18 protein-coding genes are annotated in these 16,647 nt (G+C 68.5%); 11 read left to right on the forward strand and 7 right to left on the reverse strand.

The window, feature by feature from the left end; all coding sequences use genetic code 11:
- Nucleotides 1–33: 33 nt before the first annotated feature.
- From ASD13_RS08160 to ASD13_RS08170, 3 genes are read right to left on the reverse strand one after another with little or no spacing between them, the layout of a single operon-like run.
- Nucleotides 34–1,386 (reverse strand): cryptochrome/photolyase family protein, encoded by a 1,353-nt coding sequence (locus tag ASD13_RS08160; RefSeq protein ID WP_055868017.1) that lies wholly within the window; start codon nt 1,384–1,386, stop codon nt 34–36.
- 39 nt (nt 1,387–1,425) lie between these two features.
- Nucleotides 1,426–1,839 (reverse strand): DoxX family protein, encoded by a 414-nt coding sequence (locus tag ASD13_RS08165; RefSeq protein WP_055868019.1) that lies wholly within the window; start codon nt 1,837–1,839, stop codon nt 1,426–1,428.
- 4 nt (nt 1,840–1,843) lie between these two features.
- The gene (locus ASD13_RS08170) at nt 1,844–2,851 is read right to left on the reverse strand and encodes an alpha/beta hydrolase (protein ID WP_082531447.1); all 1,008 of its coding nucleotides are present in this window, start codon (nt 2,849–2,851) and stop codon (nt 1,844–1,846) included.
- Nucleotides 2,852–3,016: 165 nt separating this feature from the next.
- Here ASD13_RS08170 and ASD13_RS08175 point away from each other — a divergent pair, with 165 nt between their 5' ends.
- The 4 genes from ASD13_RS08175 (at nt 3,017) to ASD13_RS08190 (ending at nt 7,498) form a co-directional block, all read left to right on the forward strand.
- Nucleotides 3,017–4,174 (forward strand): sensor histidine kinase, encoded by a 1,158-nt coding sequence (locus tag ASD13_RS08175; protein WP_055868023.1) that lies wholly within the window; start codon nt 3,017–3,019, stop codon nt 4,172–4,174.
- On the forward strand, nt 4,171–4,854 hold the full coding sequence (locus ASD13_RS08180) for a response regulator transcription factor (protein ID WP_055868026.1): 684 nt from the start codon (nt 4,171–4,173) through the stop codon (nt 4,852–4,854). The genes ASD13_RS08175 and ASD13_RS08180 overlap by 4 nt, the downstream gene beginning before the upstream one ends.
- 167 nt (nt 4,855–5,021) lie before the next feature.
- Complete coding sequence (gene thrS, locus ASD13_RS08185) at nt 5,022–6,947, forward strand: threonine--tRNA ligase (RefSeq protein WP_235562546.1); 1,926 nt, start codon at nt 5,022–5,024, stop codon at nt 6,945–6,947.
- Nucleotides 6,944–7,498, forward strand: coding sequence for an HIT family protein (locus ASD13_RS08190; protein ID WP_055868034.1), 555 nt, complete (start codon nt 6,944–6,946; stop codon nt 7,496–7,498). The genes thrS and ASD13_RS08190 overlap by 4 nt, the downstream gene beginning before the upstream one ends.
- 70 nt (nt 7,499–7,568) lie before the next feature.
- Here ASD13_RS08190 and pdxY read toward each other — a convergent pair whose 3' ends face one another.
- Entirely contained in the window at nt 7,569–8,420 is an 852-nt protein-coding gene (gene pdxY / locus ASD13_RS08195; protein ID WP_055868037.1) for a pyridoxal kinase PdxY, read from the reverse strand.
- Nucleotides 8,421–8,466: 46 nt separating this feature from the next.
- Nucleotides 8,467–9,774, reverse strand: coding sequence for an aminotransferase class I/II-fold pyridoxal phosphate-dependent enzyme (locus ASD13_RS08200; protein ID WP_055868039.1), 1,308 nt, complete (start codon nt 9,772–9,774; stop codon nt 8,467–8,469).
- 90 nt (nt 9,775–9,864) lie between these two features.
- On the opposite strand from ASD13_RS08200, the gene pdxS reads away from it, so the two are divergent.
- Together pdxS and pdxT are read left to right on the forward strand one after the other, a co-directional pair.
- Complete coding sequence (gene pdxS, locus ASD13_RS08205; RefSeq protein ID WP_055868042.1) at nt 9,865–10,758, forward strand: pyridoxal 5'-phosphate synthase lyase subunit PdxS; 894 nt, start codon at nt 9,865–9,867, stop codon at nt 10,756–10,758.
- The gene (gene pdxT / locus ASD13_RS08210; RefSeq protein WP_055868045.1) at nt 10,709–11,368 is read left to right on the forward strand and encodes a pyridoxal 5'-phosphate synthase glutaminase subunit PdxT; all 660 of its coding nucleotides are present in this window, start codon (nt 10,709–10,711) and stop codon (nt 11,366–11,368) included. The genes pdxS and pdxT overlap by 50 nt, the downstream gene beginning before the upstream one ends.
- On the opposite strand, the gene ASD13_RS08215 is transcribed toward pdxT, so the two are convergent.
- Nucleotides 11,369–12,292, reverse strand: coding sequence for an aminoglycoside phosphotransferase family protein (locus tag ASD13_RS08215; protein ID WP_055868048.1), 924 nt, complete (start codon nt 12,290–12,292; stop codon nt 11,369–11,371).
- On the reverse strand, nt 12,289–12,999 hold the full coding sequence (locus tag ASD13_RS08220) for an alpha/beta hydrolase-fold protein (protein WP_055868051.1): 711 nt from the start codon (nt 12,997–12,999) through the stop codon (nt 12,289–12,291). The genes ASD13_RS08215 and ASD13_RS08220 overlap by 4 nt, the downstream gene beginning before the upstream one ends.
- An 86-nt stretch (nt 13,000–13,085) precedes the next feature.
- On the opposite strand from ASD13_RS08220, the gene ASD13_RS08225 reads away from it, so the two are divergent.
- The 5 genes from ASD13_RS08225 (at nt 13,086) to ASD13_RS08245 (ending at nt 16,605) form a co-directional block, all read left to right on the forward strand.
- Nucleotides 13,086–13,847 (forward strand): YebC/PmpR family DNA-binding transcriptional regulator, encoded by a 762-nt coding sequence (locus ASD13_RS08225; RefSeq protein WP_017830533.1) that lies wholly within the window; start codon nt 13,086–13,088, stop codon nt 13,845–13,847.
- A 45-nt stretch (nt 13,848–13,892) separates the two neighbouring features.
- Nucleotides 13,893–14,480 carry a crossover junction endodeoxyribonuclease RuvC gene (gene ruvC, locus ASD13_RS08230; protein ID WP_055868053.1) on the forward strand — a complete coding sequence of 196 codons (588 nt, stop codon included), beginning with the start codon at nt 13,893–13,895 and terminating at the stop codon, nt 14,478–14,480.
- 9 nt (nt 14,481–14,489) lie between these two features.
- Nucleotides 14,490–15,110: a Holliday junction branch migration protein RuvA gene (gene ruvA, locus ASD13_RS08235; protein WP_055868056.1), complete on the forward strand. Its 621-nt coding sequence runs from the start codon at nt 14,490–14,492 to the stop codon at nt 15,108–15,110.
- A complete protein-coding gene (gene ruvB / locus ASD13_RS08240; protein WP_055868058.1) occupies nt 15,103–16,128 on the forward strand; it encodes a Holliday junction branch migration DNA helicase RuvB in 1,026 nt (341 codons plus the stop codon). The genes ruvA and ruvB overlap by 8 nt, the downstream gene beginning before the upstream one ends.
- Before the next feature lie 78 nt (nt 16,129–16,206).
- Nucleotides 16,207–16,605: a preprotein translocase subunit YajC gene (locus ASD13_RS08245; protein WP_017830537.1), complete on the forward strand. Its 399-nt coding sequence runs from the start codon at nt 16,207–16,209 to the stop codon at nt 16,603–16,605.
- Nucleotides 16,606–16,647 lie beyond the last annotated feature (42 nt).

Here is a 16,647-nt window from a genome sequence, read left to right on the forward strand (position 1 = left end):
GATTCGCCCATCCGATCGTGGGTGCCGCTCTCGTCAGTCGCGTCCTGTGCGCGGTGCGCGCTTGACCTGCTCGTAGGCGGCGAGCGCGATCTTCCGCGTCTCGGCCAGGTCCACGATCGGCTCGGTGGGGGCGTCGGCGGCCCAGCGCGAGATGTAGAGGCTCTGCGGGTCGAACTTCTTCGCCTGGAGTTCGGGGTTGAACACGCGGAAGTAGGGCGCCGCATCGGCTCCGGAGCCGGCGACCCACTGCCAGTTGAAGGGGTTGTTGGCCTCGTCGGCGTCGACGAGCGTGTCCCAGAACCACTCTTCTCCCAGGCGCCAGTCGATGAGCAGGTTCTTCACGAGGAAGGATGCCACGACCATCCGGACCCGGTTGTGCATGTAGCCGGTGTGCCAGAGCTCACGCATGCCGGCATCCACGAGGGGAACGCCCGTCTCTCCGTGCTGCCACGCGTCGAGGTGGGCGGGGTTCAAGGGCGGCCAGGGGAAGGCGTCGAACTCCGGCCGCAGATTCTCGCTCGCGAGGTCGGGGGAGTGGTACAGCGTGTGCCAGGCGAACTCGCGCCAGCCCACCTCGGAGAGGAATCCACCGGCGCCGTCGACGCCGACCGCCTCGTGCCAGACGGTGAACGGGCTGATCTCTCCCCATCGGAGGTGGGGGGAGAGCAACGAGGTGGCCCCGGCTGACGGTTCGTCCCGCGCGCGGTCGTATGAGGGGAGGTCATGCTCGAGGAAGTCCTTCAGCCGCTGTCGCGCGGCGGGTTCTCCCGGCTCCCACGTCTCGCGCAGCCCCTCGGCCCAGTCCGGGGTCGCGGGCAGGAGATTCCAGTCGTCCAGCGTGTCCGATGGCGGCATGTGTGTCGGGCCGGGGACCGACCGAGGCTCCGGCAGAGGGGAACGCGGCGCCGGCAGCGCGAGGCAGGCCCGCCAGAAGGGCGTGAACACCGAATAATGCGTGCCGCTTCCGGTTCTGACCGTCCAGGGCTCGTGGAGAAGCGAGCCGGCGAAGGAGGCGACCTCGAGTCCATCGGCCCGGAGCGAGCTTTTCAGCGCCGAGTCGACTTCGCGCCCGGGACCCCCGTACCGGCGGTTCCAGAACACGGCGCCCGCTCCGACTTCGGTCACCATTTCGCGGACGATGCGCTCGGCAGGGCCGCGACGCAGCACGAGGGCACCACCACGGTCGCGGAGACGCTCGTCGAGAGACGCCAGCGAATGGTGCAGCCACCAGCGGGCTGCGCCACCGATGGCACGGATGCCCGGCGACTCCTCGTCGAACACGTACAGGGCGATGACCGGTTCTCCTCGGTCGATCGCTGCCCGCAGCGCGGGGTTGTCTGCGAGTCGGAGGTCATCGCGGAACCACACGATCGAGGGAGACGTCATGGGACCATTCTCCTGGAACGCGTGGTCATGGTTCGTCGCTCAGCCGCGACGGCGGTTGCGACGACGAGGGGCCTCGCCGCTCGTCGACCACAGCGCCCACAGTACGAGGAGCGGCTGCAGGAACAGCCTGCCGAAACGCCGGGCATCCGTGTCGAGTCCCGGCGTCGAGCGCCGGGTTCGCCACTGGTGGATGTTCCCCGGCATCACGGCGACGAAGAACGCCGCGGTCGCCCAGCCGATGCGGCGGCGCTCCTTCGGCAGCGCGAGCAGTCCGGCGGCGAGCGCGACTTCGGCGGCACCGGATGCGATCACGATCGTGTCCTTGTCGAGCCTGGTGAGGCGCGTGGCCCAGTCCGGCACCACCACACGGAATCCCCGTGTGCTCAGGAAGTGGCCGACCCCGATCGCGCCGAGCGCGAGCGCCAGTATCCATCGTGCGACTGCTCTGTCCATCCGTTCACGCTACGTGATGTTTGACTGCCCGCCACTCCCACCGCCTCAATGCGCTGGGACACGTCACTGCGGGGCGGACATCCGCGTGCGCTCCCAGGAGGAACTCGTCGACGATCCTCGGCGTGTGGGTGTGATGGAGGTAGTGCTCTCCGTCGAGCGGCACGACCGTGCCGTCAGCGACCGCCTCGGCCTGCTCCTCGTGCAACCGCAGCCACGTGGGGACGGACGGGTTGTCGGCGACGACGAACAGCAGCAGGGGGAGGTCCTCGGGAAAGCTCGTGCCGAGTGCATCCTCGAAGTTCGCCGGAAGCAGAGACATCGCATTCAGGTAGGTGGGGCTCAACGTGTTCCGGTCGGTGAGCAGGGCGATCTGCTCCCGTGCCTTCGCGGAGTAGACGGATTCGTCGTAGCCCGTGCCACGGAAGGACGCGATGAGTCGGACCAGTCCGAGGCTCTTCGCGGCACTGAACAGTCCGACCGGCAGCTCGGTGTCCGAACCGGGTTGGCCGGGCACGCTGCTGTCGATGCCCACGAACGCCCTGACCTCATCGGGATAGCGGTTCGCGAACTGGATGCCGTAGATGCCGGCGATGGAGTGTCCCATCAGGACGTAGTCGTCGACGCCGAGCTCCTGTAGGGCGGCGTGCGTCTCCGTCACGATGTTGTCGGTGGTGCGGGCGCGGTCCGTGCCGTCGCTCAGCCCGTAGCCGAACGGCTCCACCACGATGACGCGATGATCCTGCGCCAGCTCGGCGACGAGCGGCTCGAAGTCGAGCACGGGCGATGCGGTGCCGAACCCCGGCAGGAGCACGATGTCCTCTGAACCCTCGCCGGTGATCATGACGTTCATGTCGTGCCCGTCCACGGTGACCTTCTGGCCGTAGGGCTCGATGCGATCCTGTTCGATCGTGGTGGCCACCGCATTGCCGACGGTGGTGGCCGTCAGACCGAGCGCGATCACCGCGACGACGGATGTGAGCGCGACGAGCACTCTCTTGACAGGCTTCTTCATGCCGACCCCTCTCGGCGCACGCCCTGTGCGCCCTCGTTCCAGCGTGCCGTCCGGCATCCGCCGTCGCGTCGCCCAGCCGCGGACACTCGTGTACTGCGAGCGCAGTACACGCAGCTCATCCCGTCGGGGGATCCCCGTGCCGGCGTCGCGGGGAATACTGGTGTGATGTCGGCACCCCGTCCTCCGCGAATCCCGGCGCCGGTCGGCGACGTGATCGCCGTGGTCGTGGTGGTCCTGTTCGCCGTGTCACCCTTCCCGGACGACGCTTTCCGTGCGAGCGGCTGGATGCTCGTCACAGCCCTCGTCCCCGCGGCCGCGATGCCCTTCCGTCGACGGCTTCCACTTGTCGTGCTCACCCTCAGCCTGATGTGCGCGACGGTCCTGGCGCTCACGGGCGTCATGTCGCCGAGCGCGCTCATCGCCACGGCGATCAGCGCCTACGCCGTCGTGGACCGCCGTGGACGACTCGTCGGGATCATCGCGGTGAGCGCGGCGACGGTGCTCGTCTTCTTCGTCAGCGCGATCCCGCTCGGCGGAGACCTCCTCGATGCCCGCGCGCTGCAGTTCGTCTTCATCATCGCCCTCGCCGGGGCCCTGGGAGACGCGGCCAGGTCGCGACGCGAGTTCGTGCGCGCCATGACGGAACGAGCGGAACGCGCCGAGCAGGGGCGAGATACGGAAGCACGGCGTCGGGTCGCGGAGGAACGGGTGCGCATCGCCAGGGACCTCCACGACGTCGTCGCCCATCAGATCTCGGTCATCAGTCTCAATGCAGGCGTCGCGTCGTCCGCATTGGAGGTCCGTCCGGAGCGTGCGCGCGAGGCCCTGACGACCATTCGACGTTCCTCCCGTACCGTGCTCGCCGACATCGGCGGACTGATGGCGCTGCTGCGCTCCGACGATCCGGACGACGTGCGCGACCTGCGCCCGCAGGTCGGGCTGGCCGGTCTCGATGGGCTGGTCAGGCAGTTTCGCGAGGCGGGGCTCGACGTCGATCTGGACGACGATCTCGAACGGCCCGCCCTGTCGCCGGCCAGCGATCACGTCGCCTACCTCGTGGTTCTCGAAGGTCTGACGAATGCGCACAAGCATGGAGCGGACGGCTCGGCGCGCGTTCGTCTCCGGGTGGAGGACGATGCGCTCCGCCTCGTCGTCGTCAATCAGACGGCTGTGCAACCGGGCTCCGTGTCGGATGCCGGTGGCCACGGGCTGCGCGGGCTGCGCGAGCGGGTCGTCGCCGTCCGCGGAGACGTGCAGGCCGGCGCCGCCGACGGCGCGTTCCGCCTGGACGTTCGGATCCCCCTCGATGGAGGCGCACGATGATCCGGGTGCTCGTCGTCGATGACCAGCCGCTGGTGCGGCAGGCCGTCAGCGACATCCTCGCCGACGGCGGCATCGAGGTGGTCGGCGAGGCGGCGAACGGGCGGGAGGCGGTCTCCGCGGTGAGCCGATGGATGCCGGACGTCGTCGTGATGGACATCAGGATGCCGGAGCTCGACGGCATCGCCGCCACCGCGCAGATCATGAGCGCGTCGTTGACCACGACGCCGCGCGTGCTCATCCTGACGACCTTCGAGGAGGACGACTACGTCGTGGCCGCCCTCCGTGCCGGCGCCAGCGGGTTCATCGGCAAAGGTGCGGAGCCGGAGGACATCGTCGGTGCCGTGCGAGTGGTGCATCGCGGAGAGGCGCTCCTGTCATCGGCGGCGACGCGGTCGCTGATCGAACGCTCGGTGCTGCCACAGCATCCACGCGCCGAGGCCTGGAACAGCGAGCCGTTGCGCCAGCTCACGGAACGCGAACGGGAAGTGCTGCTCCTCGTGGCGGGTGGGGCTTCGAATCAGGACATCGCGGACGACCTCGTGATCTCACCGCACACGGCGAAGACCCATGTGAATCGCATCATGTCGAAGCTGCACGCGCGCGATCGGGCGCAGCTCGTGATCGACGCCTACGAGTCGGGGATCGTGATCGCGTCGGGCGGAGCCGACCGTCGCGGCTGAACCCGCCGGAGCGCCACATCCGCGCCGGTGATCTTCACGCGGGTGGCGGTCAGGAGGGCCCAGCCGGGCGAGTAACCTGGTACCGACCCAGATGGAGAGTTTCTGTGCCTGAAAACGCCCGGCCGAATGACGGCTTCGCCCTGTTCACTGACCGAAACGTCGTCGCGATGCGCGTCAACGGCGATCTCAAGGATCTCGCCACGACCGTGACCGACACCGACGTGATCGAGGCGGTCACGATCGACAGCGCGGACGGGTTGAACATTCTCCGTCACTCCGCTGCCCACGTGCTGGCTCAGGCCGTGCAGCGCATCAATCCGCAGGCGAACCTAGGCATCGGTCCGCCCATCACCGACGGGTTCTACTACGACTTCGGCGTCGACACCCCGTTCACGCCCGAGGACATCAAGGCCATCAGCAAGGAGATGCAGCGCATCATCCGCGAGGGCCAGCGCTTCGTCCGCCGTGTCGTCACCGACGAGGAAGCTCGCGCCGAGCTCGCGAACGAGCCGTTCAAGCTCGAACTCATCGGCCTCAAGGGCGCCCAGGAGGCCGCCGAGGGCGCGTCCGTCGAGGTCGGCGAGGGTGAGCTGACGATCTACGACAACACCACCCGCGACGGCGAGGTCGTCTGGAAGGACCTCTGCCGCGGTCCGCACCTGCCGAACACGCGCATGATCGGCAACGGCTGGGACCTCACCCGCATCGCCGCCGCGTACTGGCGCGGCAGTGAGAAGAACCCGCAGCTGCAGCGCATCTACGGCACGGCCTGGCCGACCAAGGACGAGCTGCGCGCCTATCAGGAGCGCATCGCCGAGGCGGAGCGCCGAGACCACCGCAAGCTCGGTGCCGAGATGGACCTGTTCTCCTTCCCGGACGAGATCGGCTCCGGACTCGCGGTGTTCCATCCCAAGGGCGGCATCATCCGCTACGAGATCGAGGAGAACCTGCGCAAGCACCTGCTGCGCAACGGGTACGACCTCGTGAACAGCCCGCACATCACGAAGAAGGATCTCTTCATGACGTCGGGTCACCTGCAGACCTATGCGGACGGCATGTTCCCGCCGATGCACCTCGACGAGGTCGTCGATGAGGAGGGCAACGTCACCCGGCAGGGGCAGGACTACTACCTGAAGCCGATGAACTGCCCGTTCCACAACCTCATCTTCCGTTCGCGCGGGCGCTCCTACCGCGAGCTGCCGCTGCGACTGGCCGAGTTCGGCACGGTCTACCGCTACGAGAAGAGCGGCACGCTGTCCGGTCTGACCCGCGTGCGCGGCCTGACGCAGGACGACGCGCACATCTACGTCGCTCAGGACCAGGTCAAGGAAGAGCTCACCACCAACCTGAACCTCGTCCTCGACCTGCTCCGCGACTACGGACTCAACGACTTCTACCTCGAGCTGTCGACGAACGAAGAGGGCAACCCGAAGTTCCTCGGCGAGCCGGAACAGTGGTCGACGGCGATCGACACGCTGCGTGAGGTCGCGATCGAGTCCGGGCTCGAACTGGTCGCCGACCCCGGCGGAGCGGCCTTCTACGGTCCGAAGATCTCCGTGCAGGCGCGTGACGCGATCGGCCGCACCTGGCAGATGTCGACCATCCAGCTCGACTTCAACCAGCCGGACCGGTTCGAACTGGAGTACACCGGTCCCGACGGCCAGAAGCACCGGCCGGTCATGATCCACCGTGCACTCCTCGGCTCCGTCGAGCGGTTCTTCGCGATCCTCCTCGAGCACTACGCCGGCGACTTCCCTCTGTGGCTCGCACCCAGCCAGGTGGTGGGTGTTCCGGTCGCTGAGCAGTACGGCGACTATCTGGACGACGTCATCGCGCAGCTGCGCGCGGCGGGGGTCCGGGCCGATGTCGACCACTCGGACGACCGCATGCAGAAGAAGATCCGCACCCACACGACCGCGAAGGTCCCCGTCATCCTCATCGTCGGGGAGCAGGACCGTGCCGCTGGCACCGTGTCGTTCCGCTTCCGCGACGGCACGCAGGAGAACGGTGTCCCGGTCGAGGATGCGGTGCGTCGTATCGGCGCCGCCATCGCGTCCCACGCGCTCGTGCTGAAGGCAGGGGATCTGGCGTGACCGACGGGGCGCAGCCGCTGGAGGATGCCGGAGTACTCGCAGGAGTCCCGGACGAGTTCCAGCGGCTGTGGACCCCGCACCGGATGGCGTACATCCAGGCAGGGCCCGAGCCGCTTCGCGACGAGTGCCCGTTCTGCGAGGCGCCGAAGTTCCCGGATGCCGAGCGGCTGGTCGTCGCCCGGGGAGAGACGGCCTACGTGCTGCTGAACCTCTTCCCCTACAACTCGGGACATCTGCTCGTCTGCCCCTACCGCCACATCGCCACGTACGACCAGGCGACGGCTGAGGAGGTCGCCGAGATCGGCGCGCTGACGCAGACGGCCATGCGGGTGCTGCGTGAGGTGTCACGCTGTGACGGCTTCAACCTCGGGATGAATCAGGGGGCGGTGGCCGGAGCGGGCGTCGACGCCCATCTGCATCAGCACGTGGTGCCGCGCTGGACGTCGGATGCGAACTTCTTCCCGATCATCGCGAAGACCAAGGCGCTTCCGCAGCTCCTCGGCGAGGTGCGCGAGGCCGTCGCGGCGGCCTGGCCGGAATCCGGCAGCTGAGACCGACAGCCTCGCTCGCCCGCTCGACAGACCGGGGTGGTCGAGCGAGCGGTGAGCGAGACGTCGGGGCTCAGCGCACCTGACGTGCCGTGAACTGCATCCGCGGGTGGGCGTAGAAATCCTGGGCCTCGACGAGCTGCAGTTCGCGCTCACCGGATTCGAGCGTCGCCTTGAGCAGGTCGTACACACTGGACGCCGTGCGCTCAAGGGCGATCTTCGCGCTTCCGGTTTCGACGTAGTGCGCGGTGAACAACGCTGCGGTCACATCGCCGGAGCCGTTCGCCTTCATCGGCAGGTGCGGGGTCTGCACGACCCACGCGCCCTCGTCGTCGGCGGCGAGCATCTCGATCGTGCCCTCTTCGCGGTCGGGGCGTTCGACGCTGGTCACGAGCACGGTGCGCGGACCCATGGCGCGTGCGAGATCGACAGAGGCGAGGGTGGACTCCAGCGTGTCCGGCTCGGTGTCGGTGAGGAAGCCGAGTTCGAACTGGTTCGGCGTGATGATGTCGGCCACCGGGACGACACGCTCCCGCAGCAGCACCGGGATGGCGGGTGCGACGAAGCAGCCGGACTTCGCGTTGCCCATGACGGGATCGCACGCGTAGACGGCGTTCGGGTTCGCGGTCTTGACCCGTGCGACGGCGTCGATGATCACGTCGCCGATGCCCTCACCACCCTGGTAACCGCTGAGGACGGCGTCGATCCGGTCGAACACGCCGCGCTCCTCGATTCCCGTGATGACCTCGCGCACGTCGTCGGGCGCGATCAGGGGGCCGCGCCAGGCGCCGTAGCCGGTGTGGTTGGAGAATGTCACGGTGTAGACCGGGAGCACCTCGACGCCGATGCGCTGCAGCGGGAACACGGCAGCGGAGTTGCCGACGTGCCCGTAGGCCACGGCTGACTGGATGGAGAGGATCTTCATTCTCCGACTCTTTCGTTCAGGGCGGGCCGATACCCGCCGTGGATGGTCATCGCCCCGCGGCGACGAGATCTGCGACCAGGGACTCGGCCTCGTCGTCGGAGAGGTCGTGCACGGTCAGGCGCAGGTGGTGCGAGGGCTCCGCCTTCTCGTCGAGGGCGAAGTCGTCTCCGGTGCGGGCGAGCCACCCGCGCCGCATGAGCCGCTCGGCGACGGCGCGTGCAGGCTGGCCGAACCGCACCCACAGGCTCAACCCGTCGGATGCCGTGGCCTCGATGCCGTTCGCGCGCAGCCGGGCGGCGAAGGCGGCGTTCCGCTGCGCGTAGTGCGCCGCGGCAGAGGCGACTTCTGCCCGCACCGTCTCGTCGGTGAGCTGGGTGAGGGCGAGACGCTGCAGGAGGTGGCTGACCCAGGTGGTGCCGGGGCTCAGCCGCATCGCGAGGCGCTCGGCGGTCTCGGCGTCGGTCGCCGCGATGGCCAGGCACATATCGGGTCCCAGGAACTTCGAGACGGAGCGCACGAGGGCGAACCGGCGGTGGTCCGGCCCGATGAGCGATTCGTACGGCCGCTGGGAGAGCATCGAGAAGTGATCGTCCTCGATGATCAGCACGTAGGGGTGGTCGGCGAGCACGCCGCGCAGTTCAGCGGCCCGGGATGCGGTGAGGCTCGCTCCGGTCGGATTCTGGGCCCGTGGTGTGCAGATGATGGCGCGGACTCCGGCCGCCAGCGCGGAACGCAGGCCGTCGACCGTCATGCCCTCGGCATCGACGGGCACGGGAACCGCGCGGTACCCGCCGAGTCGTACCGTGTGGATGCTCGCCAGGAAGCAGGGGTCTTCCAGTGCGACGGCGTCATCGCGCATCAGGGCCTGCGCCAGCAGGCGCTCGACGGCGTCGACCGCGCCGCTCGTGATCGTGATCCGGAAGTCGTGTTCTGCGAGATCGCCGGTGATCCACCGGCTCGACCACTGCTCGAGGCCTTCGTCGATCACGGGCTCGCCGTAGAGCACCGGACGCGATGCGATGGTCATCAGCGCGGGCGCCGGGTCGGGGATGAGCCGCGGATCCGGGTTCCCCGTGCCGATGTCGCGGAGCACCGTGTCGGAGGCGTACCCCTCTTGCGCCACCGCTTCGAGCCCGGCGACGACGGTGCCCGCTCGGCCGCGAGAGATCACCAGGCCCGCCTGGGCGAGCTGTCGATAGGCCGCGACGGCGGTGTTCCGGTTCACACCCAGCGTGGCCGCGAGCTCCCGCACCGGGGGGAGCACCGCACCGGCGTGGAGGATTCCGCGATCGCGCAGGGAACGCACGCTGTCGGCGATGTCCGATGCGGTGGTGCCTGTGATCTGGTCGCTCATGGTCCTCCTCAGCGATTCTAGGTCGAATCGGACAGTGCTATGTTTGACCTAGATCAAAACCGACTTCGGTGCATCCGACAGGAGTTCCCCATGGCAGAGCAGACAACCACCGGATCCTCGCGCGTCAAGCGCGGACTCGCCGAGATGCTCAAGGGCGGCGTCATCATGGACGTCGTCACGGCAGAGCAGGCGAAGATCGCCGAAGACGCCGGCGCCGTCGCCGTCATGGCGCTCGAGCGCGTGCCGGCCGACATCCGTGCGCAGGGCGGCGTCTCGCGCATGAGCGACCCCGACATGATCGACAGCATCATCGACGCGGTGTCGATCCCCGTCATGGCCAAGGCCCGCATCGGGCACTTCGTCGAGGCGCAGGTCCTGCAGGAGCTCGGCGTCGACTACATCGACGAGTCCGAGGTGCTCTCGCCCGCCGACTACGTGAACCACATCGACAAGTACGGCTTCACTGTGCCGTTCGTGTGCGGTGCGACCAACCTCGGCGAGGCACTGCGTCGCATCAACGAGGGCGCGGCCATGATCCGCTCCAAGGGCGAGGCCGGTACCGGTGACGTCTCGGAGGCGATGAAGCACATCCGCAAGATCCGCGGCGAGATCGCTGCGCTCACCGCGCTGCCCAAGGACGAGCTGTTCGTCGCGGCCAAGGAGCTGCAGGCACCCTACGAGCTCGTGGCCGAGATCGCCGAGACCGGAAAGCTCCCCGTCGTGCTGTTCGTGGCCGGCGGAGTCGCGACCCCTGCGGATGCGGCGATGATGATGCAGCTCGGCGCCGACGGCGTGTTCGTCGGATCCGGGATCTTCAAGTCGGGCAACCCCGCCGAGCGCGCGAAGGCGATCGTCAAAGCGACGACCTTCTTCGACGACGCCAAGGTCATCGCCGAGGTTTCGCGGGGTCTCGGCGAGGCTATGGTCGGCATCAATGTCAGCGACCTCCCGGCACCGCACCGCCTCGCCGAGCGTGGCTGGTAGCACTCGGGTCGGTGTCCTCGCGCTGCAGGGCGACGTGCGCGAGCACGCCGCCCTGCTCACGGGCCTCGGCGCCGATGTGGTTCTGGTGCGTCGTCCCGACGAGCTCTCGTCGGTGGGCGGCCTCGTGATCCCGGGCGGAGAGTCGAGCGTGATCGACAAGCTCTCCCGCATCTTCGGGATGCAGCAGCCGATCCGCGACGCGATCGCGGCAGGGATGCCGGTGCTCGGCACCTGTGCGGGACTGATCATGCTCGCCGATGACATCGTCGACGCGATCGACGGGCAGGAATCGTTCGGCGGGCTCGACGTCGTCGTCCGCCGCAATGCCTTCGGACGTCAGGTGGAGTCCTTCGAGGCCGAGCTCGATGTCCCCGCTCTCGGTACGGAGCCGGTCTCTGCGGCGTTCATCCGCGGCCCCGTGGTCGAGTCGGTCGGTCCGCGTGCCCAGGTGCTGGCGGCGTTGCCGGACGGTCGCGTCGTCGCGGTGGAGCAGGGAGAACTGCTCGGGCTGAGCTTCCACCCCGAGATCACGGGGGAGAAGCGCTTCCATGAGCGCTTCCTCGCGCGGGTCGAAGCGCGCCGACGCGCGATGGTGACGTCGCGCGTCTGATCAGAGCAGCGTGGCGAGCCAGCGCAGCGCCGGAACCGCCTGCGCGCGCTGGAAGGCGCGAAGGCCAGGGAGCTGCGGAATCTCCGGTTGTGCCTGCTGGTACCAGAGGAACGACGCGAACGCGGAGATCACGGGGAGCAACTCGACCTGCGACGGCGCATCGTGGTCTTCGAACACAGCCCACGCCTCTTCGCAGGTCGGCCCACCCGACGCCTCGATGCTCGGCAGCAGACAGGGCAGGTCGACCCACGCAGCGCCCCTGGATGCATGCGGCCAGTCGAGCAGGTGCGCTCGTGCACCGCTGATGAGGATGTTGTCCGCCCGCACGTCGTCATGCACGATGACGTCGCCGTGCAGGGCGTCGCTGAGGCCCTCCTCGATCCGCAGGAGCTGCGGCATCCGCGCCGGCAGATCGTGGGGCAGAGCATCGAGGAGACGGGGATCCGCGGCGATCTGCGTCCACCGGGCGAAGCCGGGGATCATGCGGTCTTCCGCTCGCGGCATCTCCGACGGCGCGGCGGTGGTCGAGAGCGCTCGCAGAGCCTGAGCCACGGCGTGCAGATCTTCGAGCGTCCACGGTCGACCGGGGTGGTGTCCGTCGATCGCCTCGATGACGAGTGCGGCACCCGCGGCGTCGTCGAAGGCGGCGAGGAGGCGCGGAGCGACCGAAGACGGCAGGTCGACGAGCGTGCGCATCTCCTCGCGGAGGAAGTGCAGCGAGTCCGCGTGCCAGTCGGCACCGCAGGCCTTGACGAAGGCATGACCTGCCGTGGTCGTCACGACGCCCGCATAGGAGGCGCTGAAGCCGCCGTGTGCGGGCCGGTCGGTCACGAAGTCGCCTCCGATCGCCCCGACGATCTGTGCGCGTACCGACGGAGGAAGCGCCGTCCAGGCGGGCCGGAGGCGATCAGCTCCGGTGTTCATCGTGCGGTGCCCTCCGTGTCGGGATCGACCCGGCGGTGGGAGAGCAGCCAGTCGTAGAACTCGGGGTTCGCGTACGTCTCGGTCCAGGAATCGTGACCGACGCTCGCATATCGCGTGAACCGCACGTCGGCGTCGAGCGACTGGAGCTCGGTCACGATCTGCTCCGTGGCGGAGATCGGCACGACATCGTCGGCGTCGCCGTGGAACGCCCAGACGGGCAGGCTGCGCACAGGCGCGGCGCTCTGCATCCACAGTCCGCCGCAGATGGGTGCGATCGCGGCGAACCGCTCCGGATAGCGCACCGCCAGACTCCAGGTCCCGAACCCGCCCATGCTGAGTCCAGTCACCGATATGCGCGCCGGGTCGATGCGGTGCGCCGCGACGACCTCGTCAAGCAGTGCGGACAGCGTCGAGACCTCGGCGACCCACTGACTCGACTCCGCGCACTGGGGTGTGACGAGGACGAAGGGGAACTCGCGGCCGGCATCCGCCAGCATCGGCGGGCCGTGCACGGCGGCGAGGTCGATGTCGGAACCTCGTTCTCCGGCACCGTGCAGGAACAGCACGAGGGGCCAGAGCTTCTCCCGATCGGCGTCGTAGTCGTCCGGCAGATGGACCAGGTAGCGCAAGGCGTCGGCCGGTGTCGGCTCGCCGTCGCGCACGTGCGAGGAGAGCCGTGCAGGAGCGATGTGTCGTGATCTGCGCATTCCTCCATCCTGCGCCACCCGCGCCGTTCGATAGAATGGACGACGCGCTGAGCGCGAGCTCACGCGGATACGACGAGCGGAGACTTATGTCCGGGCATTCCAAGTGGGCGACCACGAAGCACAAGAAGGCCATCATCGACTCCAGGCGCGCGAAGTCCTGGGCCAAGCTCATCAAGAACATCGAGGTCGCCGCCAAGCTCGGCGGACCTGACCTGGCGGGCAACCCGACGCTCTTCGACGCGGTGCAGAAGGCGAAGAAGACCTCTGTCCCGAAGGACAACATCGATCGCGCGGTGAAGCGCGGCGCAGGTATCGGCGGCGAGGCCGTCGAGTACCTCTCGATCATGTACGAAGGCTATGGGCCCAACGGTGTCGCGCTCATGATCGAGTGTCTGACCGACAACAAGAACCGCGCGGCCGCCGAGGTGCGCACGGCTCTCAGCCGCAACGGCGGCACGCTGGCCGACCCGGGCAGTGTGGCCTACAACTTCAGCCGCAAGGGCGTCATCGTCGTCGGCTCCGAGGGCACCTCCGAGGACGACGTCATGATGGCGGCGCTCGAGGCGGGTGCCGAGGAGATCGAGCCGCACGCCGAGGGCTTCGAGGTCATCACCGAAGCGACCGACCTCGTGGCCGTGCGCAGCGCGCTCCAGGAAGCGGGGATCGACTACGAATCGGCCGACGTCGAGTTCGTCCCGAACCTCAAGGTCGAGATCGACGCCGACACGGCGCGCAAGATCTTCCGTCTGATCGACGCCCTGGAAGACAGCGAAGACGTGCAGAACGTGTTCACCAACTTCGACCTGACCCCCGAGGTCCAGGCCGAACTGGAGAACGACGAGGCGTAGGCGCGCCGAGCGGCCGGTGTCGGTCCTGCGGCCTAGCCTGGGGGAGTGACCTCCTCTCTGCGTGTGCTCGGCATCGATCCAGGGCTCACCCGGTGCGGTGTCGGCGTGGTCGACGTCGACGGCTCGCGCCGCGGGACTCTGGTGCACGTCGGCGTGATCAGGTCATCGCCGGACGCGGAGATCGGTGATCGTCTGTCGATCGTCGCCGCCGGCATCCGCGCCGTGATCGCCGAGCACCGTCCGCACGCGGTGGCCGTCGAGCGCGTGTTCGCACAGCAGAACACCCACTCGGTCATGGGAACGGCGCAGGCCAGTGGCGTCGCGCTGCTGATCGCCTCCGAGTCGGGGCTGCCTGCCGCCACCCATACCCCGAGCGAGGTCAAGGCGGCGGTGACGGGATACGGCGCTGCAGACAAGCGACAGGTGCAGACCATGATCGCGCGCATCCTGCGCCTGGACGAGCTGCCGCAGCCGGCCGATGCCGCCGACGCCCTGGCGATCGCCCTCTGCCACGCATGGCGCCGCGGCGGAGCCGCATCATCTTCCGGCCAGGCGGCGCTGACTCCCGCGCAGCGTGCCTGGGCCGATGCCGAGAAGCGTGTCGGTCGAACATACCTACGAGCGACACCGTAGGCTGAGGGGATGATCTCCTCTCTGCACGGTGTCGTCCTGCATGCGGCATCCGATCAGGTCGTCATCGACGTGGGCGGGGTCGGATTCGCCGTCGCCGTCCCCGCTGACGTCGCGCACACAGCGGCGGTGGGGGAGAAGCTCCTGCTGCACACCAGCCTCATCGTGCGCGAGGACTCCCTGTCGCTGTTCGGATTCGCCGACCGGGGGGAGCTGGAGATCTTCGGACTTCTCATCAGCGTCACCGGTGTCGGTCCGAAGTCGGCGCTGGGCGTGCTCTCGCACCTCACGGCCGATCAGATCGCCGAAGCCGTCACGGCCGAGGACGACGCCCCGTTCCGGCGCGTCTCCGGCATCGGCCCCAAGACGGCCAAGCTCATCGTCCTGCAGCTCGCCGGAAAGGTGCAGGCCTTCGCGGCGCCGTCGAAGCCGGCGGCCGCGGGCGGAACCGACGTCGTGACGCAGGTGGCCGCAGCGCTGGTGGGCCTCGGCTGGTCCGAGAAGGTCGCCGCGGAAGCCGCGGCCCAGACGGCGGCGGAGGCCACGGATGCGGAGCGCGCATCGGTCGCCTCGCTCCTGCGACGCACGCTCGCCCTCCTCGGCCCGGCGCAGGGAGGCCAGACGCGTGTCTGACCATCTCGACGCCAGCGAGCCGTCCGACGAGACCGAGCTCGCGATCGAGGGCGCGCTGCGTCCGACCAGCCTGGGGGAATTCGTCGGACAGCAGAAGGTCCGCGGTCAGCTGCAGCTCCTCCTCGAGGCCGCACGCATCCAGAGCCGTCCGGCCGACCACATCCTGCTGGCAGGGCCTCCGGGGCTCGGCAAGACGACGCTCGCGATGATCGTGGCGCACGAGAGCGAGCGTCCGCTGCGTCTGTCCAGCGGTCCGGCGATCCAGCACGCCGGAGACCTCGCCGCTCTGCTGTCGAGCCTGGTGCCAGGCGAAGTCCTGTTCATCGACGAGATCCACCGGATGGCGCGCTCCGCGGAGGAGATGCTCTACCTCGCGATGGAGGACTACCGCATCGACATCATGGTGGGCAAGGGCGCGGGCGCCACGAGCATTCCGCTCGAACTCTCGCCGTTCACCCTCGTCGGCGCGACGACGCGCTCCGGTCTGCTGCCGAACCCCCTGCGTGATCGCTTCGGTTTCACCGGGCACCTGGAGTTCTATGAGGAGTCCGAGCTCGAACAGGTGATCGCCCGCTCGGCCGCCGTCCTCGGCGTCGATCTGCCGACGGATTCGCTCTCCGAGATCGCCCGCCGCTCGCGCGGCACACCACGCATCGCCAACCGTCTGCTCCGCCGTGTGCGCGACTACGCCCTGGTGCACACGGGGGGAGTGGCGACCATCCGCGAGGTCTGTGCGGCGCTGGAACTCTACGACGTCGATCCGATCGGCCTCGACCGCCTGGACCGTGCTGTGCTGGAAGCGCTGGTGCGTCGATTCCGCGGGGGTCCGGTCGGGCTCAGCACACTCGCGGTGGCGGTCGGCGAGGAGGCTGAGACGGTGGAGAGCGTGGTCGAGCCCTACCTCGTGCGCATCGGGTTCCTCGGACGCACTCCCCGTGGCCGTGTCGCGATGCCGGAGGCGTACGCGCATCTGGGCGTCGCGCATCCGGACGGGATGCTTACGTTGGATGACCTATAATCGCTGGAGACTTCCCGGTTACCTTCGCGCGCCCAAAGGCTGGAGCGTGCACCTGAGAAAGGCGCTTCCCCCATGCCCATGGAATTCCTGCTCTTCGGCCTTCTTGCCGTCCTCCTCGTCTTCATGATCTTCAACACGCGCAAGCGCACGAAGCAGATGAAGGCAGAGCAGGAGGAGAAGGCCACCAAGACTGTTCCGGGCGCCAAGGTGCTCCTGCAGGGCGGCATCTACGGGACGATCGTCGCGTACGACCCCGAAGACCTCGACACGCCGGCGCTGGTCGAGATCGCTCCCGGCACCATCATCGACGTCCACAGCCAGGCCATCCTGCGCGTCGTCGAGCCCAAGGACGCCGTCGTCGACGCGTCGGCAGATGAGATCGTCGAGGAGCAGGTCGCCGACGAGTCGATCGCTCCGGCCGTCGAGACTCCCGAGGAGACCCGCGCCCGCCTCGAGCGCGACGCCGACGACAAGTAAGCCCGGGGCCGACGCGGCCGCTCGGATCTCCGTCCTTCCAGA

The organism is Microbacterium sp. Root1433D1 (assembly GCF_001426835.1).
GTDB lineage: Bacteria > Actinomycetota > Actinomycetes > Actinomycetales > Microbacteriaceae > Microbacterium > Microbacterium maritypicum.